Here is a 17,151-nt window from a genome sequence, read left to right as displayed (position 1 = left end):
CGGCTCAGTCAACCGGCGCGGGTACCGGCATCCGCCGGCGTACCGCCCAGAGCGCCACCTCGGTACGCGACGCCGAGCCGGTCTTGCGCAGCAGGTTCGACACGTGCACGGTGACCGTCCGCACCGAGATGCCGAGTGCCTTCGCGACCTGCTTGTTCGACATACCGCTGACCAGGCAGCCCAGCACCTCGACCTCCCGGACGGTCAACTCCGGCTCGACCGCCTCCACCGGGCCGGGGGGCGTACGCGGGCCGGGCAGCCGTCGCAGCAAGGCGTCCGGCCCCTGACCGGCGTACGCGGCCAGCAGCTCGATCAACGCGTACGGGTTACCGCCGGTGTGTCGCCAGACCGAGGTGACCAGCCGGTTCGACGGGCTGCTCGCGTACACCTGGGCCAGCACCTCGGCGACCTCGGCCGGGCGCAACGGCCCCAGGTGCTGACGGACGACGCCGCGTACGCCGCAGAGCCGGGCCAACGCGCGGCGGGTGAGGTCCGGGGCAACCGCGTCGGCGGCCGGCCGGCTGGCGACGATCAGCAGCGCCGGCAGCTCGGCCACGGTGGCCAGCTCACCGACCAGATTGACGCTGGCCGGGTCGAGCGCGTGCAGGTCGTCCACGACCAGCACCGCCGGGCCCGCGCCCACCAGCAACTGCACGGTACGGACGGCGAGGCGCAGCAGGGTGCCGGGCGCGTAGCGCTCGCGCGGCGCGGTGGGCTGTTGGGCGAGCCATGCCAGCGCGTCGGGTGGCAGGGCGAGCGAGCCGGTGTCGCGGCCGGTGAGCACCGCCGCCAACCAGTCGTACGGAGCCGGGCCGTGTACCCGGGCGGCGCCCGAGAGCACCACGGACGGACGCGGCGTGAGGGCGTCCACCGCGGCGGCGACCAGCAGACTCTTGCCCACGCCGGCCGCGCCGGTGAGCACCACGACGGTCGGCGCGCGGCGCTCGGCGGCTGCCACGGCGGACCACGCCCGGTCGAGCTCGGTGAGCTCTCCGGCGCGTCCGACCATGGAAACCGGCATCATTTCTCAACCCTACGCAGTAGTGCGTAGAGACGAAGGCGGGGTGTTCTTGGCAAGCTGGCACCATGACGCTGATCCTCCGCTCGGCCATCCTCAACGACATCGGTCTGGTCCGCACCAACAACGAGGACTCGGCCCTCGCCGGTGACCGCCTGATCGCCGTCGCCGACGGCATGGGTGGCCTGCCCGCGGGTGAGGTGGCGAGCGAGATCGTGATCCGGATCCTGGACGAGCTGACGCCACCCACCGAACCGGACGCGGCCGCGGACGCCCTGCGTGCCGTGGTCAGCACCGCCAACCAGCGCATCCACGCCGCGATCACCGTGGACCCGGCACGCGAGGGGATGGGTACCACGCTCACCGCCGCGCTGCTGGCCGGCGAGACGCTGGTGCTGGCCCAGGTCGGCGACTCCCGCTGCTATCTGCTGCGCGACGGGGAGCTGACCCAGCTCACCCGGGACGACACGTTCGTGCAGGCGCTCGTCGACCAGGGCACCCTCTCCCCCGACCAGGCCCGGCACCACCCGCAGCGTTCCCTGGTGACCCGGGCCGTCCAGGGCGCGGACACGCCGCCGGCCGTCGGTGTGCTCACCGTGACGCCCGGCGACCGGCTGCTGCTCTGCAGCGACGGGCTCTCCGACTACGTCGAGGACGACGCCATCGCGGCGGCGCTGGGCATGTACTCCGACCGCCAGCAGTGCGGCGAGCAGTTGGTGAAGCTGGCCCACCATGCCGGCGCTCCGGACAATGTGACGGTCGTCGTCTCGGACGTCACCACCCGCTGACCGATCCGGCCCGCTCGACGGTCCCCCGAGGGCCGTCCGGTCGGGTCCGGTCGCCTCAACTAGGTGGTTGTGCCATCTAGGTTGCGGCGCTAGTGTCCCGGCTGTGGATTCCGACCGGCGCGGGCAGTGGCTGCGGGGGGTGCTCGACATCTGCGTCCTGGCCCTGTTGGCCGACCGCGAGTCCTACGGCTACCAACTCGCCCAGGCGCTCGACGCGGCGGGCATCGGGCCGATCCAGGGCGGCACGCTCTACCCCGTCCTGCTGCGCCTACAGAAGACCGGTCTGGTGACCGCCCAGTGGCGGGAGGGCACCGCCGGGCCGGCCCGCAAGTACTACCGGCTCACCGACGACGGGCAGGCGGCGCTGCGCGAAGGCGGCAACGCCTGGCTCACCTTCGTGCGGCCGGTGAACGACATCGTCACGAAGGGGGTTGCCGGGTGAACGCCGACGACTGGCTCCGGACATTCGCCGCCGAGCTGCACCACCGCCGGGTCGGGGCGGACGCCGCCCGGCACGTGGTCGCCGAGGCCGCCACACACCTGCGCGACTCCGGCGGTGATCCCTGGGTCGTCTTCGGTCCACCCCAGCAGTACGCGGGCGCGATCGTGGAGAGCATCGGCACCGCCCCCGGGCCACGCCCCGGACCGGTCCGGCTGCACGCGGCGGGCATCACCAAACGGTACGGCCGGCAGACGGTGCTGCGGGACGTCTCGCTGACCGTCCGGGCCGGACAGATCGCGGCGGTGATCGGGGCGAACGGCTGCGGCAAGAGCACCTTCCTACGGATCTGCGCCGGGCTGATGTCGCCCGACTCCGGCGAGGTGACCGTCAGCGGGCGACTCGGCTTCTGCCCGCAGTCCGGCGGCACCTCCGACTTCCTGCTCGCCGACGAGCACTTCGTGTTGGTCGGCGCCGGCCAGGGCATTGCCCGTGGACCGGCCCGCCGCGCCGGCCGTGCGGCGGCCCGACAGCTCGGCTGGGAGGCGGACGGCTCCGTGCAGGCCCGGCACCTCTCCGGCGGCACGCGGCAGAAGCTCAACCTGACCATCTCCACCCTCAGCGAGCCGGACGTCCTGCTGCTCGACGAGCCGTACCAGGGCTTCGACCAGGGCACCTACGTCAACTTCTGGGATCAGCTCAGCCGGCTGCGGGACGAGGGCGCCGCGATCGTGGTGGTGACCCACCTGCTCAACCAACTCGACCGGGTGGACACCGTGCTCGACCTGACCCCGGCACACCAGTCCGGGCGGGTCGCGCCCGGTGTTCGAGGAGGCCGCCCGTGAACAGGCTCGTCACCGTCGCCGAGATGACGCTGCGGGAGCTGCTGCGGCGCCGGGGCGTACTCCTGCTGCTGTTGTTGATGCCGTTGACCTTCTACCTGATCCGGCGGGACGCGTGGCTCGGTCAGTCGGTCCGGTCGTTGCTGCTCGGCGTGTGCTGGGCGGTGAGCACCGCGGCGCTCTTCGCGACCACCGCCGCGCGGGAGCTGGAGCCGAGACTCCGGCTGGCGGGCTACCGTCCGCACCACCTCTACCTGGGCCGGATGCTCGGCCTGTGGGCGGTGGGGCTCGTCATCTCCGTACCCTTCTTCCTCCTGCCGATAGTCGACGGCGCGGACCTGCGGTACGGCGGCCTGATCGCGGCGCTGCTGTGCTGCGTCGCGGTGGCCGCGCCGTTCGGGGTGCTGATCGGCACGCTCCTGCCCCGAGAGATGGAGGGGACGCTGCTGCTGCTCACGGTGGTGACCGTGCAGATGCTGATCGACCCGGCCGAGTCGGGGGCGAGGTTGACGCCGTTCTGGTCGAGCCGGGAGATCGCCACCTGGGCGGTGGACCGCACCGACGACGGGTACCTGACCCGGGGTCTGCTGCACGGCCTCATCGTCACCGCCCTGCTGGTCGTGGGCGTGGCCGCCGTGGCCAGTGTGCGGCTGCGCCGCCGCCGGCACCTGCGCCACCTGCCCGTCGGCTGAGCGGATCTGGTCAATCCGGTTGCTGTCGCCCTTCGGGCGGGTTGAGATGAGCGGATGACCATCCGCCGGGTGACCGCCGACGAGCGTCTCACCACCAGCTTCCCGCTGGCCGCGTACGCGTTCGAGTCGTCACCGCTGGGTGCCGCGCGGGTCGAGCAGTTCCGTGACTACCTGCCCTACAACGAGGGCAACACGACGCTCGCCGTCGAGGAGGACGGCGACACGCTGGCCGCCGCCTCGGCCATCCCGATGCGGCAGAACCTGCGCGGGGTGGTCCTGCCGATGGCCGGCGTCGCCGGGGTGGCCACCCACCCGCTGGCCCGCCGGCAGGGGCACGTACGGACGCTGCTGCACCAACTGCTCGACGAGATGCGCGACGAGGGGCACGCGCTCAGCGCGCTCTACCCGTTCCGGCCCAGCTTCTACGCGCGGTTCGGCTACCTCGGGCTGCCCAAGCCGCGCACGGTCACCTTCACCCCGGCCGACCTCGGGCCGCTGCTACGCGCCGAACTCCCCGGCGCGGTGGGCTGGGAGCGGATCGGCGCAGGCTACCCGGCGTGGCGCGCGTTCACCGAGCGCTGCCTACGGGAGCGGCACGGCTTCTCGCTCTTCCCCGACTACCGGGCGGTAGGGCTGCGTGACCGCGACGAGCACTGGCTGCTCACCGCCCGGGTGGACGGTGAGATCACGGGCGCGATCACCTACCGGATCGACGAGCACGGCGGCACGCTGCACGGCAACGAGCTACTCGCCACCGACCCGCTTGCCCGGATGCTGCTGTTGCAGTTCTTCGCCCGGCACGTCGACCAGGTCGAGCGGATCAGCGTCCAGGTACCGCCGGACGAGCTGCCCGAGCTGTGGCTCACCGACCTAGACGTGCACGTCGAGGCGCGGGCGGGCCGTCCCGGCTCGTCCGCGCCGATGGCTCGGCTGTTGTCAGTGGACGCGCTGCGCGGGCTGCCCGCCGAGCCGGGTCGGGTCCGCGTCGAGCTGACCGGGGACCGGTGGCTGGCCGGCACCCACCTGCTGGACGGTACGAGTGGCACCCTCGACGTGGTCGTCGGCGACAACGGCCCGGCACCGACCGCGACCCTCACCGCGGCGGGACTCTCCGCCCTGGCGTACGGGGTGCTGGATCCGTCGGAGCTGCCGTTGCGCGGGCTGGGCGAGGTGCCGGTCGACGCCGCCGCCGAGCTGCGCGGCATCTTCCCGCGCGCGGTGCCGTACCTCTTCGCGGACTTCTGAGCGCGGTTTGCCGCCCCCACCACCCGGGGTACGGTCCCGGGAATGCCGGAGTGGTTACAGGCGGGCGGATGGGGACTGCTGGCCGGGTCGGCGCTGCTGATCGGGGCGGCGGTCGGCTGGTTCGTGCGGGTGCCCCAGCGGCTCATCGCGTCGGTCATGGCGTTCGGCGCGGGCGTACTGCTCTCCGCCGTCTCGTACGAGCTGATCGAGGTCGCGCACGAACAGGGCGGGATGCTGCCCACCGTGCTCGGCGCGGCCGGCGGCGCGGGCGCGTACACCCTCGCCAACGTGGGCCTGGCCCGGTACGGCGCGCGGAACCGTAAGCGCTCGGGCGGTCAGCAGCCCTCCGAGGGCGAGCAACCCGGCTCCGGGTCGGCCATCGCCGTCGGGGCGCTGCTGGACGGCGTACCCGAATCGGTGGTGATCGGCGCGAGCCTGCTGGCCGGCGGCGCGGTCAGCCTGGTCACGGTCGTGGCGGTGTTCCTCAGCAACATCCCGGAGGGGTTGTCCAGCGCCGCCGGCATGCGCCAGGCCGGCCGGACCCGCCGGTACGTGTTCCTGCTGTGGACCGGGATCGCGCTGATCAGCGGGCTCGCCGCGCTGGTCGGCAACACGCTGCTGGGCGACGCGCCACCGGAGGCGTTGGCCGCCATCACGGCGCTGGCCGCCGGGGCGATCCTCGCGATGATCACCGACACGATGGTGCCGGAGGCGTTCGAGAACGCCCACCTGCTGGTCGGTCTCATCACGGTCGCGGGCTTCCTGACCGCGTTCGCCCTCTCCCACGCCTGACCGGCGGCCGACCCTTAGCCATGGGTTAAACCTGGCCCGGCGGATTCGGTGTGACGGCGTCGCGGCTCCTAGAGTCACTGGGTGCGCATGACGTCGCTTGCCGCCCTGCTCGTCCTCGGTGTCGCCACCGCGACCCTGCCCGCGTGCGGGTCCGGTGAGCCGACGCCGACCGCCACGCCGTCCGCCTCGCCACCGGCCGTGGCGACGGGCGACCAGGACGTCGTGCCGGCGGGCCGCGACGGTCTCGGCGGTCCCGGGGCCACCGCCAGCCCGAAGCCGACCACTTCGGCTGCCAAGGTGCTTGCGGCGGGCAACCCGAACGGCCGCGCGAGCGTGCCCACCGAGGCCCGTGCGGTGGACACCTCGAAGCCGACCCGGACCGTGGGCACCGGCACCCCGGCGAGCTGCACCTCAGCGGCCGTGGTGAAGGCGGTCGCCGCCGGCGGGGTCATCACGTTCGACTGTGGACCCGCCCCGGTGACGATCAAGATGGCCGCGACCGCGAAGGTCCGCAACGCCAACGGGCCGAAGGTCGTGCTGGACGGCGGCGGCAAGGTCACGCTCAGCGGCCAGGGGCAGCGCCGCATCCTCTACATGAACACCTGCGACGAGGCCCAGGGCTGGACCACCTCGCACTGCCAGAACCAGGACCATCCGCAGCTCACCGTGCAGAACCTGACCTTCGCCGACGGCAACTCCACCGGCGACACGGCCGAGGGTGGCGGCGGAGGCGCGATCTTCGTACGCGGCGGGCGGCTCAAGATCGTCAACTCGCGCTTCGTCGGCAACCGCTGCGACCGTACGGGCCCGGACCTGGGCGGCGCGGCCGTACGGGTGCTGAGCCAGTACGAGAACAAGCCGGTGTACGTCGTCAGCAGCACCTTCGACGGCGGCTCCTGCTCGAACGGAGGGGCACTGAGCAGCATCGGCGTGTCGTGGACGGTGCTGAACAGCCTGCTGCGGAACAACGAGGCCATCGGCAACGGTGCCAACCCGGCCAAGTCGGGTACGCCCGGCGGTGGCAGCGGCGGCGCGATCTACTGCGACGGGAACGAGTTCGCCGTCCGCATCGCCGGCACGATCATCGAGAACAACAGGGCCAACGAGGGCGGCGGCGCGATCTTCTTCGTGAGCAACAACCGCACCGGCACCATGAAGATCGAAAGCTCGACCCTGCGCCGCAACCCCAGCGGCAAGTTCGAGACCCCCGGCCACCCCGGCATCTTCTTCCTGGGCGCGAGCCTTTCGGTGCGGTGATCAGTAGGGGTTCCCCTGGCCCGGTGGGTTGCCCGCCAGGAGGCCGGTGGGGCGGCCCGGCTGGTGTGGCGCGGCGGACAGGGGCGGGCTGGGGGTGTGTTCGCCACCGGCCATGCCGGCGAACAGCTCCTTCAGCGCGGTCAACGCGTCGATCTTGGGTGTCCAGCCCAACTCGGTCTCCGCCCGCTCGCTGGACATCAGCGGCGCGTTCAGGCCCAACTCGACCCAGCCCGCGTCGACCGGTTGCAGCCGCGCCCGCCACGTCAGCGCCGCCGCCGCCCGCAGCACCGGCGCCGCGACCGGCACCGTCCAACCGTGGAAGTGCCGAGCCACCAGCTCCGGGGTCAGCACCGGGTCCGCGGCGACGTTGAAAGCGCCGCGCGCATCACCCAGAACCGCCCTGGCGTACGCGTCAGCCACATCGTCGGCATGCACCGCCTGCATCCGCAGCCGGCGGTTCGTGGGTACGAGCGGAATCCGACCGAAGCGCAGCAGTCGTACCGGCGCGAACGGGCCGAGAAAATACCGGGTGATCTCCACACCGGCGTCCCGCTGAAAGATCAACCCGGGCCGCAGCCGTACCACCCGCAGGGCCGGATGCTCCCGCTCCAACCCGTTCAGCAGCGCCTCGACCTCGGCCTTGTGCTCGCTGTACGACGAGCCGGACACCCCGGTCGCCGGCCACCGCTCGCTGATCGGGTGGTCCTTCGGCCCGGGCGCGTACGTGCCGACCGACGACGCGTACACCAGCGCCGGCACCCCGGCCCGCGCCACCGCGTCGAACACCGCCCGGCTGCCGTCGACGTTGGTCCGCCGCAGGACCCGTTGATCATGACTGGGCTGGATCTGCCAGGCCAGGTGCACCACCGCGTCCGCGCCCGCGAAGATCTCGGCCAACTGGCCAGGAGCAGTCGGCGCGCCGATGTCGCAGGAGTGCCACTCCACCTGGTCGTACGGCGTACCGGCATCCGGTCCGGGCAACCGCCGGGCCACCCCGGCCAGCTCCACCCCGCGCTCCCGGCGCAACCGCCGCAGCACCGCCGTACCGACGTTGCCGCTCGCCCCCACCACCACGATCCGCATGTCCGACCCCGTACCCGCCCAGCAGCCCCTCAACCGCCGTCCGTCCCGGCGTGAGCTGCGTGATCGACTCGGCTTCCCGGAAAACGGGGTGTCCCGCCCGCCCGGATGCCCCGCCTTCCTGGACGTCGAGTCGATCAAGGGCGAGCCACTTGATCCACTCCACATCGCCGACCTGGGTCCATCCCCCGCCCCGGACACCGCCACATCGCCGACCTGGTGTTGATCACGTGCGCTGACGAGGCATCGACGGCCGGCCGGAAGCCGAGAGCCGGCAGCGCTGACTGTCAGGTAACCTGAGCGCGCGGGCCGCTAGCTCAATGGCAGAGCTGTGGACTTTTAATCCATAGGTTCAGGGTTCGAGTCCCTGGCGGCCCACTCTTCCGCAGGTCAGCGGCCCTTCGCGGGGCCGCTTTTGTTGTGTTCCGGGCCGGTACAGCAGCGAAGTACAGCAGTAGGGCCTTAACGATCCAGTGCGCTGCCGAGCCGCTTGAGCGCGTCGCGGGTCGCTGCCGAGGAGACCACCGTGTAGATCTCCATGGTGATGGCGAACTGCGCGTGCCGAAGGATCCGCATCGCCACCCGGGGATGCACGTCCAGGTCCGCCAGGAGCGAGGCGCAGGTCCGCCGGGCATCCCTGACAGTGATCCGCCGGACTCCGGCCGCGTCACAGCGGCGGTCCCAGAAGCGGTTGAAGTTGCGCGGCTCGACCGGCCGGCCGTAGCGGGTAGTGAAGATCAGGTCTGAGGGCTGCCAGGCCGGACCGGCGGCGTCCCGGACGGCGGTCTGCGCGGTGCGGCGGCGGCCGAGCGCCACGGCGCAGATGTCCGGCAGCGGCAGGGTGGCGTCCGAGGCGGCCGTCTTCGTCTCCCGGTGCAGCAGTTCGGCACCGACCCGCTGGAGCTGCCGATCGATGGTCAACTCCCCCGCGTCGAGGTCGACGTCAGCCCAGGTGAGCCCCAACATCTCGCCCTTACGCAGACCAAGCACCAGGACCAAGACGTACGCGGCGTAGAGCGGGTCGTCGTCGGCGCGGGCCGACTCCAGGAAGCGCCGACCAGCAGTCGCAGCGGCGCCGGTTGCGGCAAGTGTGGCGGGCGACGTGGCGGTGGTGGATTGGGCCGAAGGATGGAGCGGTGGAGGTGGCAAAGACGACCGGGGCCGGCCGATCGAGGCGGGGACGCCCTTGCCGCCGGTCAGCCCGCGACAGACGACTTGGTAGGCGTCGCCCTGGTAGACCCAGGCGCAGTCCGGGCACACCGATTCGCGACGGTTGCCGCACGCCTTGTAGAGCGCGCGGTCGGGCAGCTCGGAGGTGTGCGGCCGGCCGGTAATGCGGCCGGTATCTCGCTCGACGGCTGCGAGGGTGCCGGTGAGGCGAATCGGACGGCTACAGCCGCCGGCGGGGCGGGTGTGCTCCAGCCAGCCGGAGAACTCCAGAGAGACGGCCCGGTGCAGGACCTGGGCGTCACGGCCAACGGCGAGACCGGGACGTAGAGGGTGAGCGGGGTGGACACGACTGTCTCCTCATCAGGGGCGGCAAGGACGGGAGACGAAGCACCATCAGCCGTGGACGCATGTCCGCTGGTGGTGTTCGTCGTGTCTCCTGGCAACGCCGAGAGGGCGGTTGACGCCGGAGGGCGGAGTCGTGGTCGTGCCACTGCCCGCCGATGGGTCATGTCCTTTCACGCTTCTGGACTTGGCAATTGAGGCTGGCACGGGTGGGGAGCCTGGATGTCGGCATCCGGCGGGTTGCCGCAGACCGCCCCCACCGTGGAGATGCGCGAATCCGGGCCGACGTAGACGGCAGGAAGACCGTGCTGGGCCGTTCAGCGGATTCGGGAGGCCGGCACAGCGGCCGTTGCGATCGAGAGCCGACGGGGGGTGGCCCGCATCAGCGGTAGGAAGGCCGCTCGGCCTCTCCGACGTCGAGTCCAGCGATCCGGCAGGAAGGCCGCGCCGGCGCGCTCGACGAGCGCCAGAGTAGCACCGGGTGCCGGACACGTCACCCCGTCGTGACTCCTGCGGCCGGGGTGGGACGGCCGGCTGCCGGCCGGTGTGGGAGGACTTTCTGTACGTCTCTATCAAGGCGGCCCTGAACGGGCCGCACGCGCCGCCGCCTGGGCGCGTGGCCGTCGCTCCGCTGGCGCTCCGACTCCGGCCATGCAACACGCCCGGCGGCTGGCGCGGAGGACGGGAAGCCCGGTGCCGCCGCAGACGGCAGAGGCGAGCGTGGTTGACGCCGCGTCGTCGAGCGGCTCGACGGACGGGTCGGGCCAGAGCCGCCGGTTCGTAGGCCAGCAGCCGGGACGGGACGCAGCGGCCCTCGCACCGTCGAGCCGTCGGGCGAGTCACCTCTGGCCGTGGTGGGGATGCGGCGCGGAGGATGCGGGGCAGCCCCTCCGACCTCAAGGGTGCTTCGCATCGCTGCGCGACGGCCCTACGGGCCGCCCTTGACCCCGGAGCCTCTGCGACCCCTCGGGCCGGCAGTCGCCGGCAGGTCAGGGCCTGCCCGGGTAGCGCGCGTCGCATCCCCACCGCGGCCTCAGTTGGCCGCCTCGCCCCGCCGACTACATCTGTCGCTAGCCACGAGAGCCGTTTTCGCTACGGGGCATGCGACCCACAGCCGTCAGATCAAGAAGTCGTTGCTCTCGCAAGAAGCCCTCCCACGTTTTATCAATTTCTTCAGTCAAGTCGTATTTGACGTTCATATTAATGATCGCCCGACGCATCAACGCAGTCGCCGATATTTCATGATCCAAGTATTTGACAGCCTCTGGTGAAATTCCATGCATAAACTTCTTCTGCGCACCTTGAGGGCTGATCGCCAGGGATTCTCCTACGCCGGCCCAGGTAGCCCCACGGTAGCGAGCGTCAGTAACAAGCCCTTCCGCTTCATAGCCAAGCTGCCTCAGGACCTCCTGCGCCCCTTCAACAAGAAGGAAGACGCGCTCCAATGGGGCGTAATCATCGATGTTGCTCGGCTCACCCAGAAACGCTTCCAGGATGACCATTCTTTGAGCCGGCGTCTTGCAATAATCATCCCATCGCCGAAAGTCCTCCGGAGGCAGCTGCCAGCCAATCTTTCGGATACGTTCAAGGGCTTTCCCGGCCAGCCCTGACCCATATCTCTTCTGCGCTCCCTGCGCCGTAACCCAAGCGAAACGGCCGATTTCGCCCCAACTGCCACCCAGCTTCCGTGCTTCGAAGACCAGGGCCGCCGTCTCCATCTGCAGCTCAGACCTCAAGTCCAGAGTTCGGCGCAGCACCTGAAGCACAATCTCAGCGGGATGCATAGCGACCAAGAGCTGCTCGGTCGCTTCATCGAGAGGCTCATCTGGATCATGATTAAAGGCGGCAGTCCACAGGTGCTTCTGCAGCCGGTTGCAGGAGTAGCCCGCTGGTCCCCTGGCGGGGGAGGCCCAACGCCACGTAGCACTCATGGACTCAACTCTGGCTGATAGCTGCGCCGACGCCAAGCCCTAGAGTCTCCTGAGCACCACCACCTGGTGTCGGATGGTGGCCAGTCACGGAACTCAACCGTAGTTGATGGCCAATGTCCGGCCCGGTCGTACAGTCGCAATAGCAACCGCAACACCAAGCAAAGAAGCGGCCCCCTGGTTGCACCCAGAGAGCCGCAAAGTTCAATCCCCCGACCCGGTGAAGATCAGCAAAGGACAGAACTACGTGGCAACCATACCTCCCCAACCTAACCAACGCCAGCTGAGCAGTTCAAATGACTCTGATGTGCCACTGGCGCGGCTGCTCGTCGCGATCGTCGTCATCTCTGTACTTGCCGTCCTGGCTGTCGTGGCGATGAGCCCGGGTGCAATCAACCAGGTGGCACCCAGTGCGATCGCGGCCATCAGTGGAGTCGGGCTCGCCGCGATCGGCTCCTTCAGCGTGGTTCTGCGTCGTAGAACAAGACGAAGCACCCGCTCGTAGAGGAACCGTTCGGGGTGACTAACTGAGTGACGACGGCGAGACACATCACCGGACGGCGGTGGACGCTCGCGAACCGTCGACCAACTCCACCCAGATGCCGGCGCAGCTCAGCCGCGACCGATCATTCCTTCACACCGAAGGCGTCCAGTGGCTCCACGTCGGTCCCGACGGGCAACGGGTGCAGCCAGTCGTCTCGCACGCTTCAACGTCCCAATGGATGCTGCTCGTCGCCGGACAGTTCTGTCGGCTGCACTCCGTCGAGTCATCCTCGTGCAGGGTCACCGTTCCGAGACACGATGGAGCAGGCTCGACGCCATTCGGGAACCGGGCCACGAGCACCTTCCTGAGTGGCTAGCTGGGTGACGATCAAGAAGCACAACGCTGGACGTGGGTGGACACTGGTGGACGATCCTGCTCAGCGTAGCCGGCAGCCACCGCAGGTCAGGACGTCGTGTTGGTTGCCTGGGGGTCAAGGAGTAGGGGCTGCATGGTCGCGAAGGAACGACTGCGCCGCAGCCTTCATGGCCGCTACCGCTACCTCCGCCTGGTCATGTGTCGCGCCCCATCCGGCGTACAGCTCTAGGAAGCGATCGCCGACCGCTCGCAGCTCCGGCATTCCTGAGTAGTACGCCTGCCAGTAGATCTCGTGGGCCAGGTCCTCGGGGTCGTCCTTCCCCACAACGATGTTCTCCGCCGCCTCACGCATGAGGTGCAGCCGGGCGCCGCTCTTGTCCGGCACCGGACAGCCCAGTTCGTGCATCGCCTGCCGGAACAGGTCCACGGCCTCCCGCGACTGGCCCTTTGAGAGTCCAGCGAGCTCACGCAAGCTCGGAGAGTCGACGCCTCGGGTCAGAGCGTGAGCAGCCGCCATCGGCAGGTCATCGCCGACCGGCTCGTCCATCGCCAGCCGGATGGCAAGGTCGCGCAGCTGCTCCATGCCGCCGAGGCTAGGCGTTGCGTGAATCACGGGCCAAGGCGAGAGCAGGCGTCCGGGACGCCTCGACGGAGGCTCTGGGACGCAGGCAGGGCACAAGACACCGTGAAACGTCGTCAACCGGTGCCGAACAATGTCAGCCCCAGACGCCGCATGAGCGGACGTCCAAGTTCGACTCCGCTGGCTACGAGCTTGCGGACCTCAGTTCCGCTTCTACGTCTGACGGGTCTGCTGCACCGATAGGTGACATCTGAGATGGCTTGCCCTGACGGCGAGCTGGAAGGATGTCGCTGTGCCCAAGCCCTACCCCCGAGAGTTCCGCGATGACGTCGTGCGGGTCGCTCGTGACCGCGAGCCAGGCGTGACGGTCGAGCAGATCGCCAAGGACTTCGGCGTGCACCCGATGACCTTGTTCAAGTGGCTGCGCCAGGCCGACGTCGACGCCGGCGCCACCCCTGGGACGTCCAGCAGCGAGTCGGCCGAGCTGCGCGAGGCGCGTAAGCGGATCAGGTTGTTGGAGCAGGAGAACGAGGTCCTGCGCCGGGCCGCAGCCTACTTGTCGCAGGCGCATCTGCCGGGAAAAGGCTCTACCCGCTCGTGAGCGAGCTGGCCGCCGACGGGATCCCCGTGGCGGTGACGTGCCGGGTATTGAACATCGCTCGTCAGCCCTACTACCGGTGGCGTGCCCACCGTGTCACCGACGCCGACCTGGTAGCGGCGTATCGGGCGGACGCGTTGTTCGACGCCCATCGCGACGACCCGGAGTTCGGCTACCGGTTCCTGGCCGACGAGGCCCGCGCTGCCGGCCAGCCGATGGTCGAGCGCACCGCCTGGAAGATCTGCTCCGGTATGGGCTGGTGGAGCGCGTTCAGCAAAAAGCGTCGGGGCAAGGGCGGCAAGGTCGGTCCACCGGTACACGACGACCTGGTCCAGCGGGACTTCACCGCCGACGGCCCGAACCGGTTGTGGCTGGCCGACATCACCGAGCACCGCACCGGCGAGGGAAAGCTCTACCTGTGCGCGATCAAGGACGTGTGGTCCAACCGGATCGTCGGCTACTCCATCGACTCACGGATGAAGTCGAGGCTGGCCGTCAACGCCCTGCACAACGCCGTAGCCCGCCGTGGTGACGTGGCCGGCTGCGTGCTGCACACCGACCGCGGGTCGCAATTCCGGAGCCGAAAGTTCGTCCACGCTCTCCACCAGCACCACGTGACCGGGTCGATGGGCAGGGTCGGCGCCGCCGGCGACAACGCTGCCATGGAGTCGTTCTTCGGCCTGCTGCAGAACAACGTCCTCGACCGCCGCACCTGGACCACCCGGCAGCAGTTGAGGACCGCGATCGTGACCTGGATCGAACGGACCTACCACCGCCGCCGACGCCAACGATCCCTGTCCCGGTTGACCCCCGTCGAGTACGAGACCATCATGACCCGACCGGCCAGTCAGGCCGCGTGACTGAAACTGTCACCTATCGGTGCAGCAGACCCCCTGCCCCCAGACCCGCCTGAGGTACACGGCAGAACCTGGCCGCCGAACTCGACCGCGTCATCAACGACGCGGAGGAAGTGGTGGTTACCCGGTCCGGCCACGAGCCCGTGGTGATCGTGCCGCTTGCCGAGTACGAGTCGATGAAGGAGACCGAATATCTCCTGCGCAACCCGAGCAACGCCGCCGCGCTGCGCCGGTCGATGGCGGAGCTTGGGAAGGGCGACGCGGCCGAGCGGGATCTGGTCGACCCGGCCACCGTGCGGGATGTTGCATGAGGCTGGTCTTCACCGCGACAGCGTGGAGCCAGTACCTCAGCCACACGGACCGAAAGACGGTCAAGCGCATCAACGACCTCATCGCGGACGTGATGCGCAACGGATACGAGGGCATCGGCAAACCGGAACCCCTGCGGGGCGAGCTGTCCGGCTTCTGGTCCCGCCGGATCGATCGTGAACACCGATTGGTGTACCGGATCGCCGAAGACGACGTCGGAATCATCGCCTGCCGCTACCACTACGGCGACCGCTAACGGACCGGACTGGAACCGGCAGCGCGGTTGGGCCATGCCGTCCGCTCGTCCGGCAGCCGTCGGCGTTGGACGTCCGAGCTTCGCATCGCACCGGCCACCGACGCCTCGGTGCCGCTGCGCCACGGCCCCCATGACAGGGTGCGCGGGCGGTAGCATCGCGCGGCGGAACGTGCCGATTCGGTGACGGAGGGAGCAGCGGTCGGTCATGTCCTTCGTGCCTCCTGCACCGACGAGCCGACACTGGACCTTCACCTCCGTGGCCACCGCGGTCGCCACACCAACGTTGGTGTGGGGCGTCGACCGGTCGTACCGGTCCACGGAGCGATGCCTCCAGGCGCACGGCTCGTCGATGAGCGATCCAAAGGCCGAGGTGCCGGACGCCTGCTCGGATACCAGCGCCCTGCTGGCCCTGTTGGTACTGGTCGCCGCCGCCTACGTCGTCGCGACGGCGATCACCGGACTGTGCGTGGGTGTGGCCGAAGGACGTCGTCGACGTGGGGTCGGACACCGCCGCTGGTTCGCCGTGGCCGTGGTCGGTGTCGCCGCCCCATGGGCACTGGCCACCTACGTCGCTGGCTACGGCACCGGCCGGCTGCTGAAGCCTCCTGCCATAGACACGTCGTGGGCGGACGGTCGTGACGCGGCGCGTCGTACCCTCGAATTTCTCGCCCTGGGCGGACAGCCCGGCCCGGTGTCCACGCCGGGATTCCTCATCGAGGAACCGGTTCACCTGGACGCCCAACTGCACTACGCGCGGCACTACAGCACCACCGTGACCTACCAGCAGACCTCGGCGCTGGCGTTCGGGTCGGCGGCCTTCGTCACTGGCGCTCTGCTCGCCAACGCCGTCGGCAACAGCAGTGTCCGCTCGCGAGCCGAGCGGCTGGCCCGCCCACAGTGGCGCGAGCACCAACTGACCCGGGTGGTGCTCACTCCCACCAGAACCTGGTGCCACTCCTCCGGGCGGTGGCTGTCGTTCGACCACGCCGCCGTCATGGAATATCACCTGGACGCGCACGGTGTGGTGCTCCTGTTCGCCGACAGTGAGCCGTTGCGCCTGACCGGGCCCGCCGCGTGGCTGCACGCGGTCCTCTTCGCGTACTTCCGCTTCGGCGCCCCGGCACTGACGACCGCAACCTTCCTGATGCCGGTTCGTGCCGGACATTCCGGATCGCAGGCCGTGACCGGCGACCGCTGACCACTGGACCGGGCCTACCCCGGCATACCCTCGGATCGTCGGTCGGAGTTGGTGGCGTCAATGGCTGGACGCCGTTGTTCATGCGTCTGGCCAATCAGCCGCGATGATCAATGAGACTGAGTCCGGCGACCGGTATTCGTCACCAGGGGAGTACTCGATGTGCTGATGCCGGCGAACTGCCCGGTCGTCGGCGGTCTCGGCTTGCTCGGCCACGCCATCGAGCGCGTCCCAGATGATGTCGAGATACTCGTGCCCGCCGGAGAAGTGCAGCGTGGTCCCGCCGAGCAGACTGACAAGCAGCGGGCCTGCGGTCACCTCCTGGCCGACGGCCCCGTCGGTGACCGCCACCTCGAAGGGCTCAACGTGGTGGCGTAGCAGCCGGCTGAGGGCGCGGAGCGCAGCCGGGGGCCCGGCAAGCTCCAATTCGGCGTCGCTGGCGGAGAGACGGCAGCGCCGGTGGTCATCCATCGGCGCATTGTCCTGTAGTGGGCGAGCCGGGGCCGAGTAGCCGCCCAAGGGTCAGGACCGCGCCCACGGCGGGGTGTACCGGCTCACGTAGTCACGGGCACGGGGCAGCGGATCTTGCCAGTACTGGTGTGGCATGCGGGAGTGGTGCGCCTCGCAGAATTCGGCGAGACCATCCACGATCTTGACGCTCTCCAGCGGGCGGCCCTCGAAGGAGATGTTGGCCTCCAGCAGCTCCAGTTCGGCGTTCCAGCCCGAGTGGTCGAACGCCCAGCCGTCCCAGAGCGCATAGACGTGGAAGACCTGCCATCCGCCTGCCAGCCGCACTCCCGCGATCTCGATTGGCCGGTCCGGATAGGAGGCCCGGCACATCCAGGCGAGGATGTGACACGCTCCGGCAGCGAAGAAGGCCTGGTCCGTCCGGTTCCAGGAGATG

General features: G+C 69.7%; 19 protein-coding genes, 1 tRNA gene and 2 pseudogenes. 14 read left to right on the top strand and 8 right to left on the bottom strand.

The genetic code is table 11. The features are described 5' to 3' along the window. Positions 1-4 precede the first annotated feature (4 nt). The gene (locus ACN269_RS21145) at positions 5-1,024 is read right to left on the bottom strand and encodes an AAA family ATPase (RefSeq protein WP_421474038.1); all 1,020 of its coding nucleotides are present in this window, start codon (positions 1,022-1,024) and stop codon (positions 5-7) included. Between the two features lie 62 nt (positions 1,025-1,086). Between ACN269_RS21145 and ACN269_RS21140 the strand changes: the two genes are divergently transcribed. The 7 genes from ACN269_RS21140 (at position 1,087) to ACN269_RS21110 (ending at position 7,073) form a co-directional block, all read left to right on the top strand. Continuing rightward, a complete protein-coding gene (locus ACN269_RS21140; protein ID WP_421474037.1) occupies positions 1,087-1,806 on the top strand; it encodes a PP2C family protein-serine/threonine phosphatase in 720 nt (239 codons plus the stop codon). A 103-nt stretch (positions 1,807-1,909) separates the two neighbouring features. Beyond that, complete coding sequence (locus ACN269_RS21135; RefSeq protein WP_421474036.1) at positions 1,910-2,248, top strand: PadR family transcriptional regulator; 339 nt, start codon at positions 1,910-1,912, stop codon at positions 2,246-2,248. After that, on the top strand, positions 2,245-3,090 hold the full coding sequence (locus ACN269_RS21130) for an ATP-binding cassette domain-containing protein (RefSeq protein WP_421474035.1): 846 nt from the start codon (positions 2,245-2,247) through the stop codon (positions 3,088-3,090). The genes ACN269_RS21135 and ACN269_RS21130 overlap by 4 nt, the downstream gene beginning before the upstream one ends. After that, positions 3,087-3,779 carry an ABC transporter permease gene (locus tag ACN269_RS21125; protein ID WP_421474034.1) on the top strand — a complete coding sequence of 231 codons (693 nt, stop codon included), beginning with the start codon at positions 3,087-3,089 and terminating at the stop codon, positions 3,777-3,779. The genes ACN269_RS21130 and ACN269_RS21125 overlap by 4 nt, the downstream gene beginning before the upstream one ends. 54 nt (positions 3,780-3,833) lie before the next feature. Further along, positions 3,834-5,024 (top strand): GNAT family N-acetyltransferase, encoded by a 1,191-nt coding sequence (locus ACN269_RS21120; RefSeq protein ID WP_421474033.1) that lies wholly within the window; start codon positions 3,834-3,836, stop codon positions 5,022-5,024. 42 nt (positions 5,025-5,066) lie between these two features. Beyond that, the gene (locus ACN269_RS21115; RefSeq protein ID WP_421474032.1) at positions 5,067-5,816 is read left to right on the top strand and encodes a ZIP family metal transporter; all 750 of its coding nucleotides are present in this window, start codon (positions 5,067-5,069) and stop codon (positions 5,814-5,816) included. Positions 5,817-5,903: 87 nt separating this feature from the next. Next, complete coding sequence (locus ACN269_RS21110; protein WP_421476471.1) at positions 5,904-7,073, top strand: hypothetical protein; 1,170 nt, start codon at positions 5,904-5,906, stop codon at positions 7,071-7,073. Here the strand turns inward: ACN269_RS21110 and ACN269_RS21105 are convergent, their stop codons facing one another. Continuing rightward, positions 7,074-8,156 carry an NAD-dependent epimerase/dehydratase family protein gene (locus tag ACN269_RS21105; RefSeq protein ID WP_421474031.1) on the bottom strand — a complete coding sequence of 361 codons (1,083 nt, stop codon included), beginning with the start codon at positions 8,154-8,156 and terminating at the stop codon, positions 7,074-7,076. It abuts the gene before it with no gap. Here ACN269_RS21105 and ACN269_RS21100 point away from each other — a divergent pair. Both ACN269_RS21100 and ACN269_RS21095 read left to right on the top strand, forming a co-directional pair. After that, on the top strand, positions 8,155-8,379 hold the full coding sequence (locus ACN269_RS21100; protein ID WP_421474030.1) for a hypothetical protein: 225 nt from the start codon (positions 8,155-8,157) through the stop codon (positions 8,377-8,379). The genes ACN269_RS21105 and ACN269_RS21100 overlap by 2 nt on opposite strands. 80 nt (positions 8,380-8,459) lie before the next feature. Continuing rightward, positions 8,460-8,531: transfer RNA gene (locus tag ACN269_RS21095), tRNA-Lys, on the top strand. 84 nt (positions 8,532-8,615) lie between these two features. Here ACN269_RS21095 and ACN269_RS21090 read toward each other — a convergent pair. From ACN269_RS21090 to ACN269_RS21080, 3 genes and pseudogenes are all read right to left on the bottom strand, one after another. Next, positions 8,616-9,209, bottom strand: a pseudogene (locus ACN269_RS21090) (site-specific integrase); the annotation flags it as partial. A gap of 4 nt (positions 9,210-9,213) precedes the next feature. Continuing rightward, positions 9,214-9,670: pseudogene (locus ACN269_RS21085) on the bottom strand (replication initiator); the annotation flags it as partial. A gap of 1,065 nt (positions 9,671-10,735) precedes the next feature. Further along, a complete protein-coding gene (locus ACN269_RS21080; protein WP_421474029.1) occupies positions 10,736-11,596 on the bottom strand; it encodes a hypothetical protein in 861 nt (286 codons plus the stop codon). Positions 11,597-11,813: 217 nt separating this feature from the next. Here ACN269_RS21080 and ACN269_RS21075 point away from each other — a divergent pair, with 217 nt between their 5' ends. Continuing rightward, positions 11,814-12,098: a hypothetical protein gene (locus ACN269_RS21075; protein WP_421474028.1), complete on the top strand. Its 285-nt coding sequence runs from the start codon at positions 11,814-11,816 to the stop codon at positions 12,096-12,098. 469 nt (positions 12,099-12,567) lie between these two features. On the opposite strand, the gene ACN269_RS21070 is transcribed toward ACN269_RS21075, so the two are convergent. Beyond that, complete coding sequence (locus ACN269_RS21070) at positions 12,568-13,035, bottom strand: hypothetical protein (protein WP_421474027.1); 468 nt, start codon at positions 13,033-13,035, stop codon at positions 12,568-12,570. A 289-nt stretch (positions 13,036-13,324) separates the two neighbouring features. Here ACN269_RS21070 and ACN269_RS21065 point away from each other — a divergent pair. The 4 genes from ACN269_RS21065 (at position 13,325) to ACN269_RS21050 (ending at position 16,250) form a co-directional block, all read left to right on the top strand. Then, positions 13,325-14,490 (top strand): IS3 family transposase gene (locus ACN269_RS21065; protein ID WP_421471394.1). Its coding sequence is split into 2 segments (ribosomal slippage): positions 13,325-13,609 and positions 13,612-14,490, totalling 1,164 coding nucleotides; the frame shifts between segments, so codons are not numbered across the junction. A gap of 68 nt (positions 14,491-14,558) precedes the next feature. Then, positions 14,559-14,798: a type II toxin-antitoxin system Phd/YefM family antitoxin gene (locus tag ACN269_RS21060; RefSeq protein WP_421476469.1), complete on the top strand. Its 240-nt coding sequence runs from the start codon at positions 14,559-14,561 to the stop codon at positions 14,796-14,798. Continuing rightward, entirely contained in the window at positions 14,795-15,052 is a 258-nt protein-coding gene (locus ACN269_RS21055; RefSeq protein WP_421474026.1) for a Txe/YoeB family addiction module toxin, read from the top strand. Before ACN269_RS21060 ends, ACN269_RS21055 begins: the two co-directional genes overlap by 4 nt. Positions 15,053-15,401: 349 nt before the next feature. Beyond that, on the top strand, positions 15,402-16,250 hold the full coding sequence (locus ACN269_RS21050; RefSeq protein WP_421474025.1) for a hypothetical protein: 849 nt from the start codon (positions 15,402-15,404) through the stop codon (positions 16,248-16,250). A 78-nt stretch (positions 16,251-16,328) separates the two neighbouring features. On the opposite strand, the gene ACN269_RS21045 is transcribed toward ACN269_RS21050, so the two are convergent. Continuing rightward, positions 16,329-16,718: an Imm32 family immunity protein gene (locus ACN269_RS21045; RefSeq protein WP_421474024.1), complete on the bottom strand. Its 390-nt coding sequence runs from the start codon at positions 16,716-16,718 to the stop codon at positions 16,329-16,331. A gap of 51 nt (positions 16,719-16,769) precedes the next feature. Continuing rightward, complete coding sequence (locus ACN269_RS21040; RefSeq protein WP_421474023.1) at positions 16,770-17,087, bottom strand: hypothetical protein; 318 nt, start codon at positions 17,085-17,087, stop codon at positions 16,770-16,772. Between the last annotated feature and the right edge of the window lie 64 nt (positions 17,088-17,151).

Origin of the sequence: Micromonospora sp. WMMD736, assembly GCF_049179015.1 — a bacterium.
In the GTDB taxonomy this organism is placed as follows: domain Bacteria; phylum Actinomycetota; class Actinomycetes; order Mycobacteriales; family Micromonosporaceae; genus Micromonospora.
This window is presented reverse-complemented; position numbering and strand designations above follow the sequence as displayed.

Excerpts from the sequence above, each read along its gene's own strand:
- ACN269_RS21145 (WP_421474038.1), bottom strand. The coding sequence starts at position 1,024 with ATGATGCCGGTTTCCATGGTCGGACGCGCCGGAGAGCTCACCGAGCTC.
- ACN269_RS21140 (WP_421474037.1), top strand. The coding sequence starts at position 1,087 with ATGACGCTGATCCTCCGCTCGGCCATCCTCAACGACATCGGTCTGGTC.
- ACN269_RS21120 (WP_421474033.1), top strand. The coding sequence starts at position 3,834 with ATGACCATCCGCCGGGTGACCGCCGACGAGCGTCTCACCACCAGCTTC.
- ACN269_RS21115 (WP_421474032.1), top strand. The coding sequence starts at position 5,067 with ATGCCGGAGTGGTTACAGGCGGGCGGATGGGGACTGCTGGCCGGGTCG.
- ACN269_RS21110 (WP_421476471.1), top strand. The coding sequence starts at position 5,904 with ATGACGTCGCTTGCCGCCCTGCTCGTCCTCGGTGTCGCCACCGCGACC.
- ACN269_RS21100 (WP_421474030.1), top strand. The coding sequence starts at position 8,155 with ATGTCCGACCCCGTACCCGCCCAGCAGCCCCTCAACCGCCGTCCGTCC.
- ACN269_RS21105 (WP_421474031.1), bottom strand. The coding sequence starts at position 8,156 with ATGCGGATCGTGGTGGTGGGGGCGAGCGGCAACGTCGGTACGGCGGTG.
- ACN269_RS21080 (WP_421474029.1), bottom strand. The coding sequence starts at position 11,596 with ATGAGTGCTACGTGGCGTTGGGCCTCCCCCGCCAGGGGACCAGCGGGC.
- ACN269_RS21070 (WP_421474027.1), bottom strand. The coding sequence starts at position 13,035 with ATGGAGCAGCTGCGCGACCTTGCCATCCGGCTGGCGATGGACGAGCCG.
- ACN269_RS21055 (WP_421474026.1), top strand. The coding sequence starts at position 14,795 with ATGAGGCTGGTCTTCACCGCGACAGCGTGGAGCCAGTACCTCAGCCAC.
- ACN269_RS21050 (WP_421474025.1), top strand. The coding sequence starts at position 15,402 with ATGAGCGATCCAAAGGCCGAGGTGCCGGACGCCTGCTCGGATACCAGC.
- ACN269_RS21045 (WP_421474024.1), bottom strand. The coding sequence starts at position 16,718 with ATGGATGACCACCGGCGCTGCCGTCTCTCCGCCAGCGACGCCGAATTG.
- ACN269_RS21040 (WP_421474023.1), bottom strand. The coding sequence starts at position 17,087 with ATGTGCCGGGCCTCCTATCCGGACCGGCCAATCGAGATCGCGGGAGTG.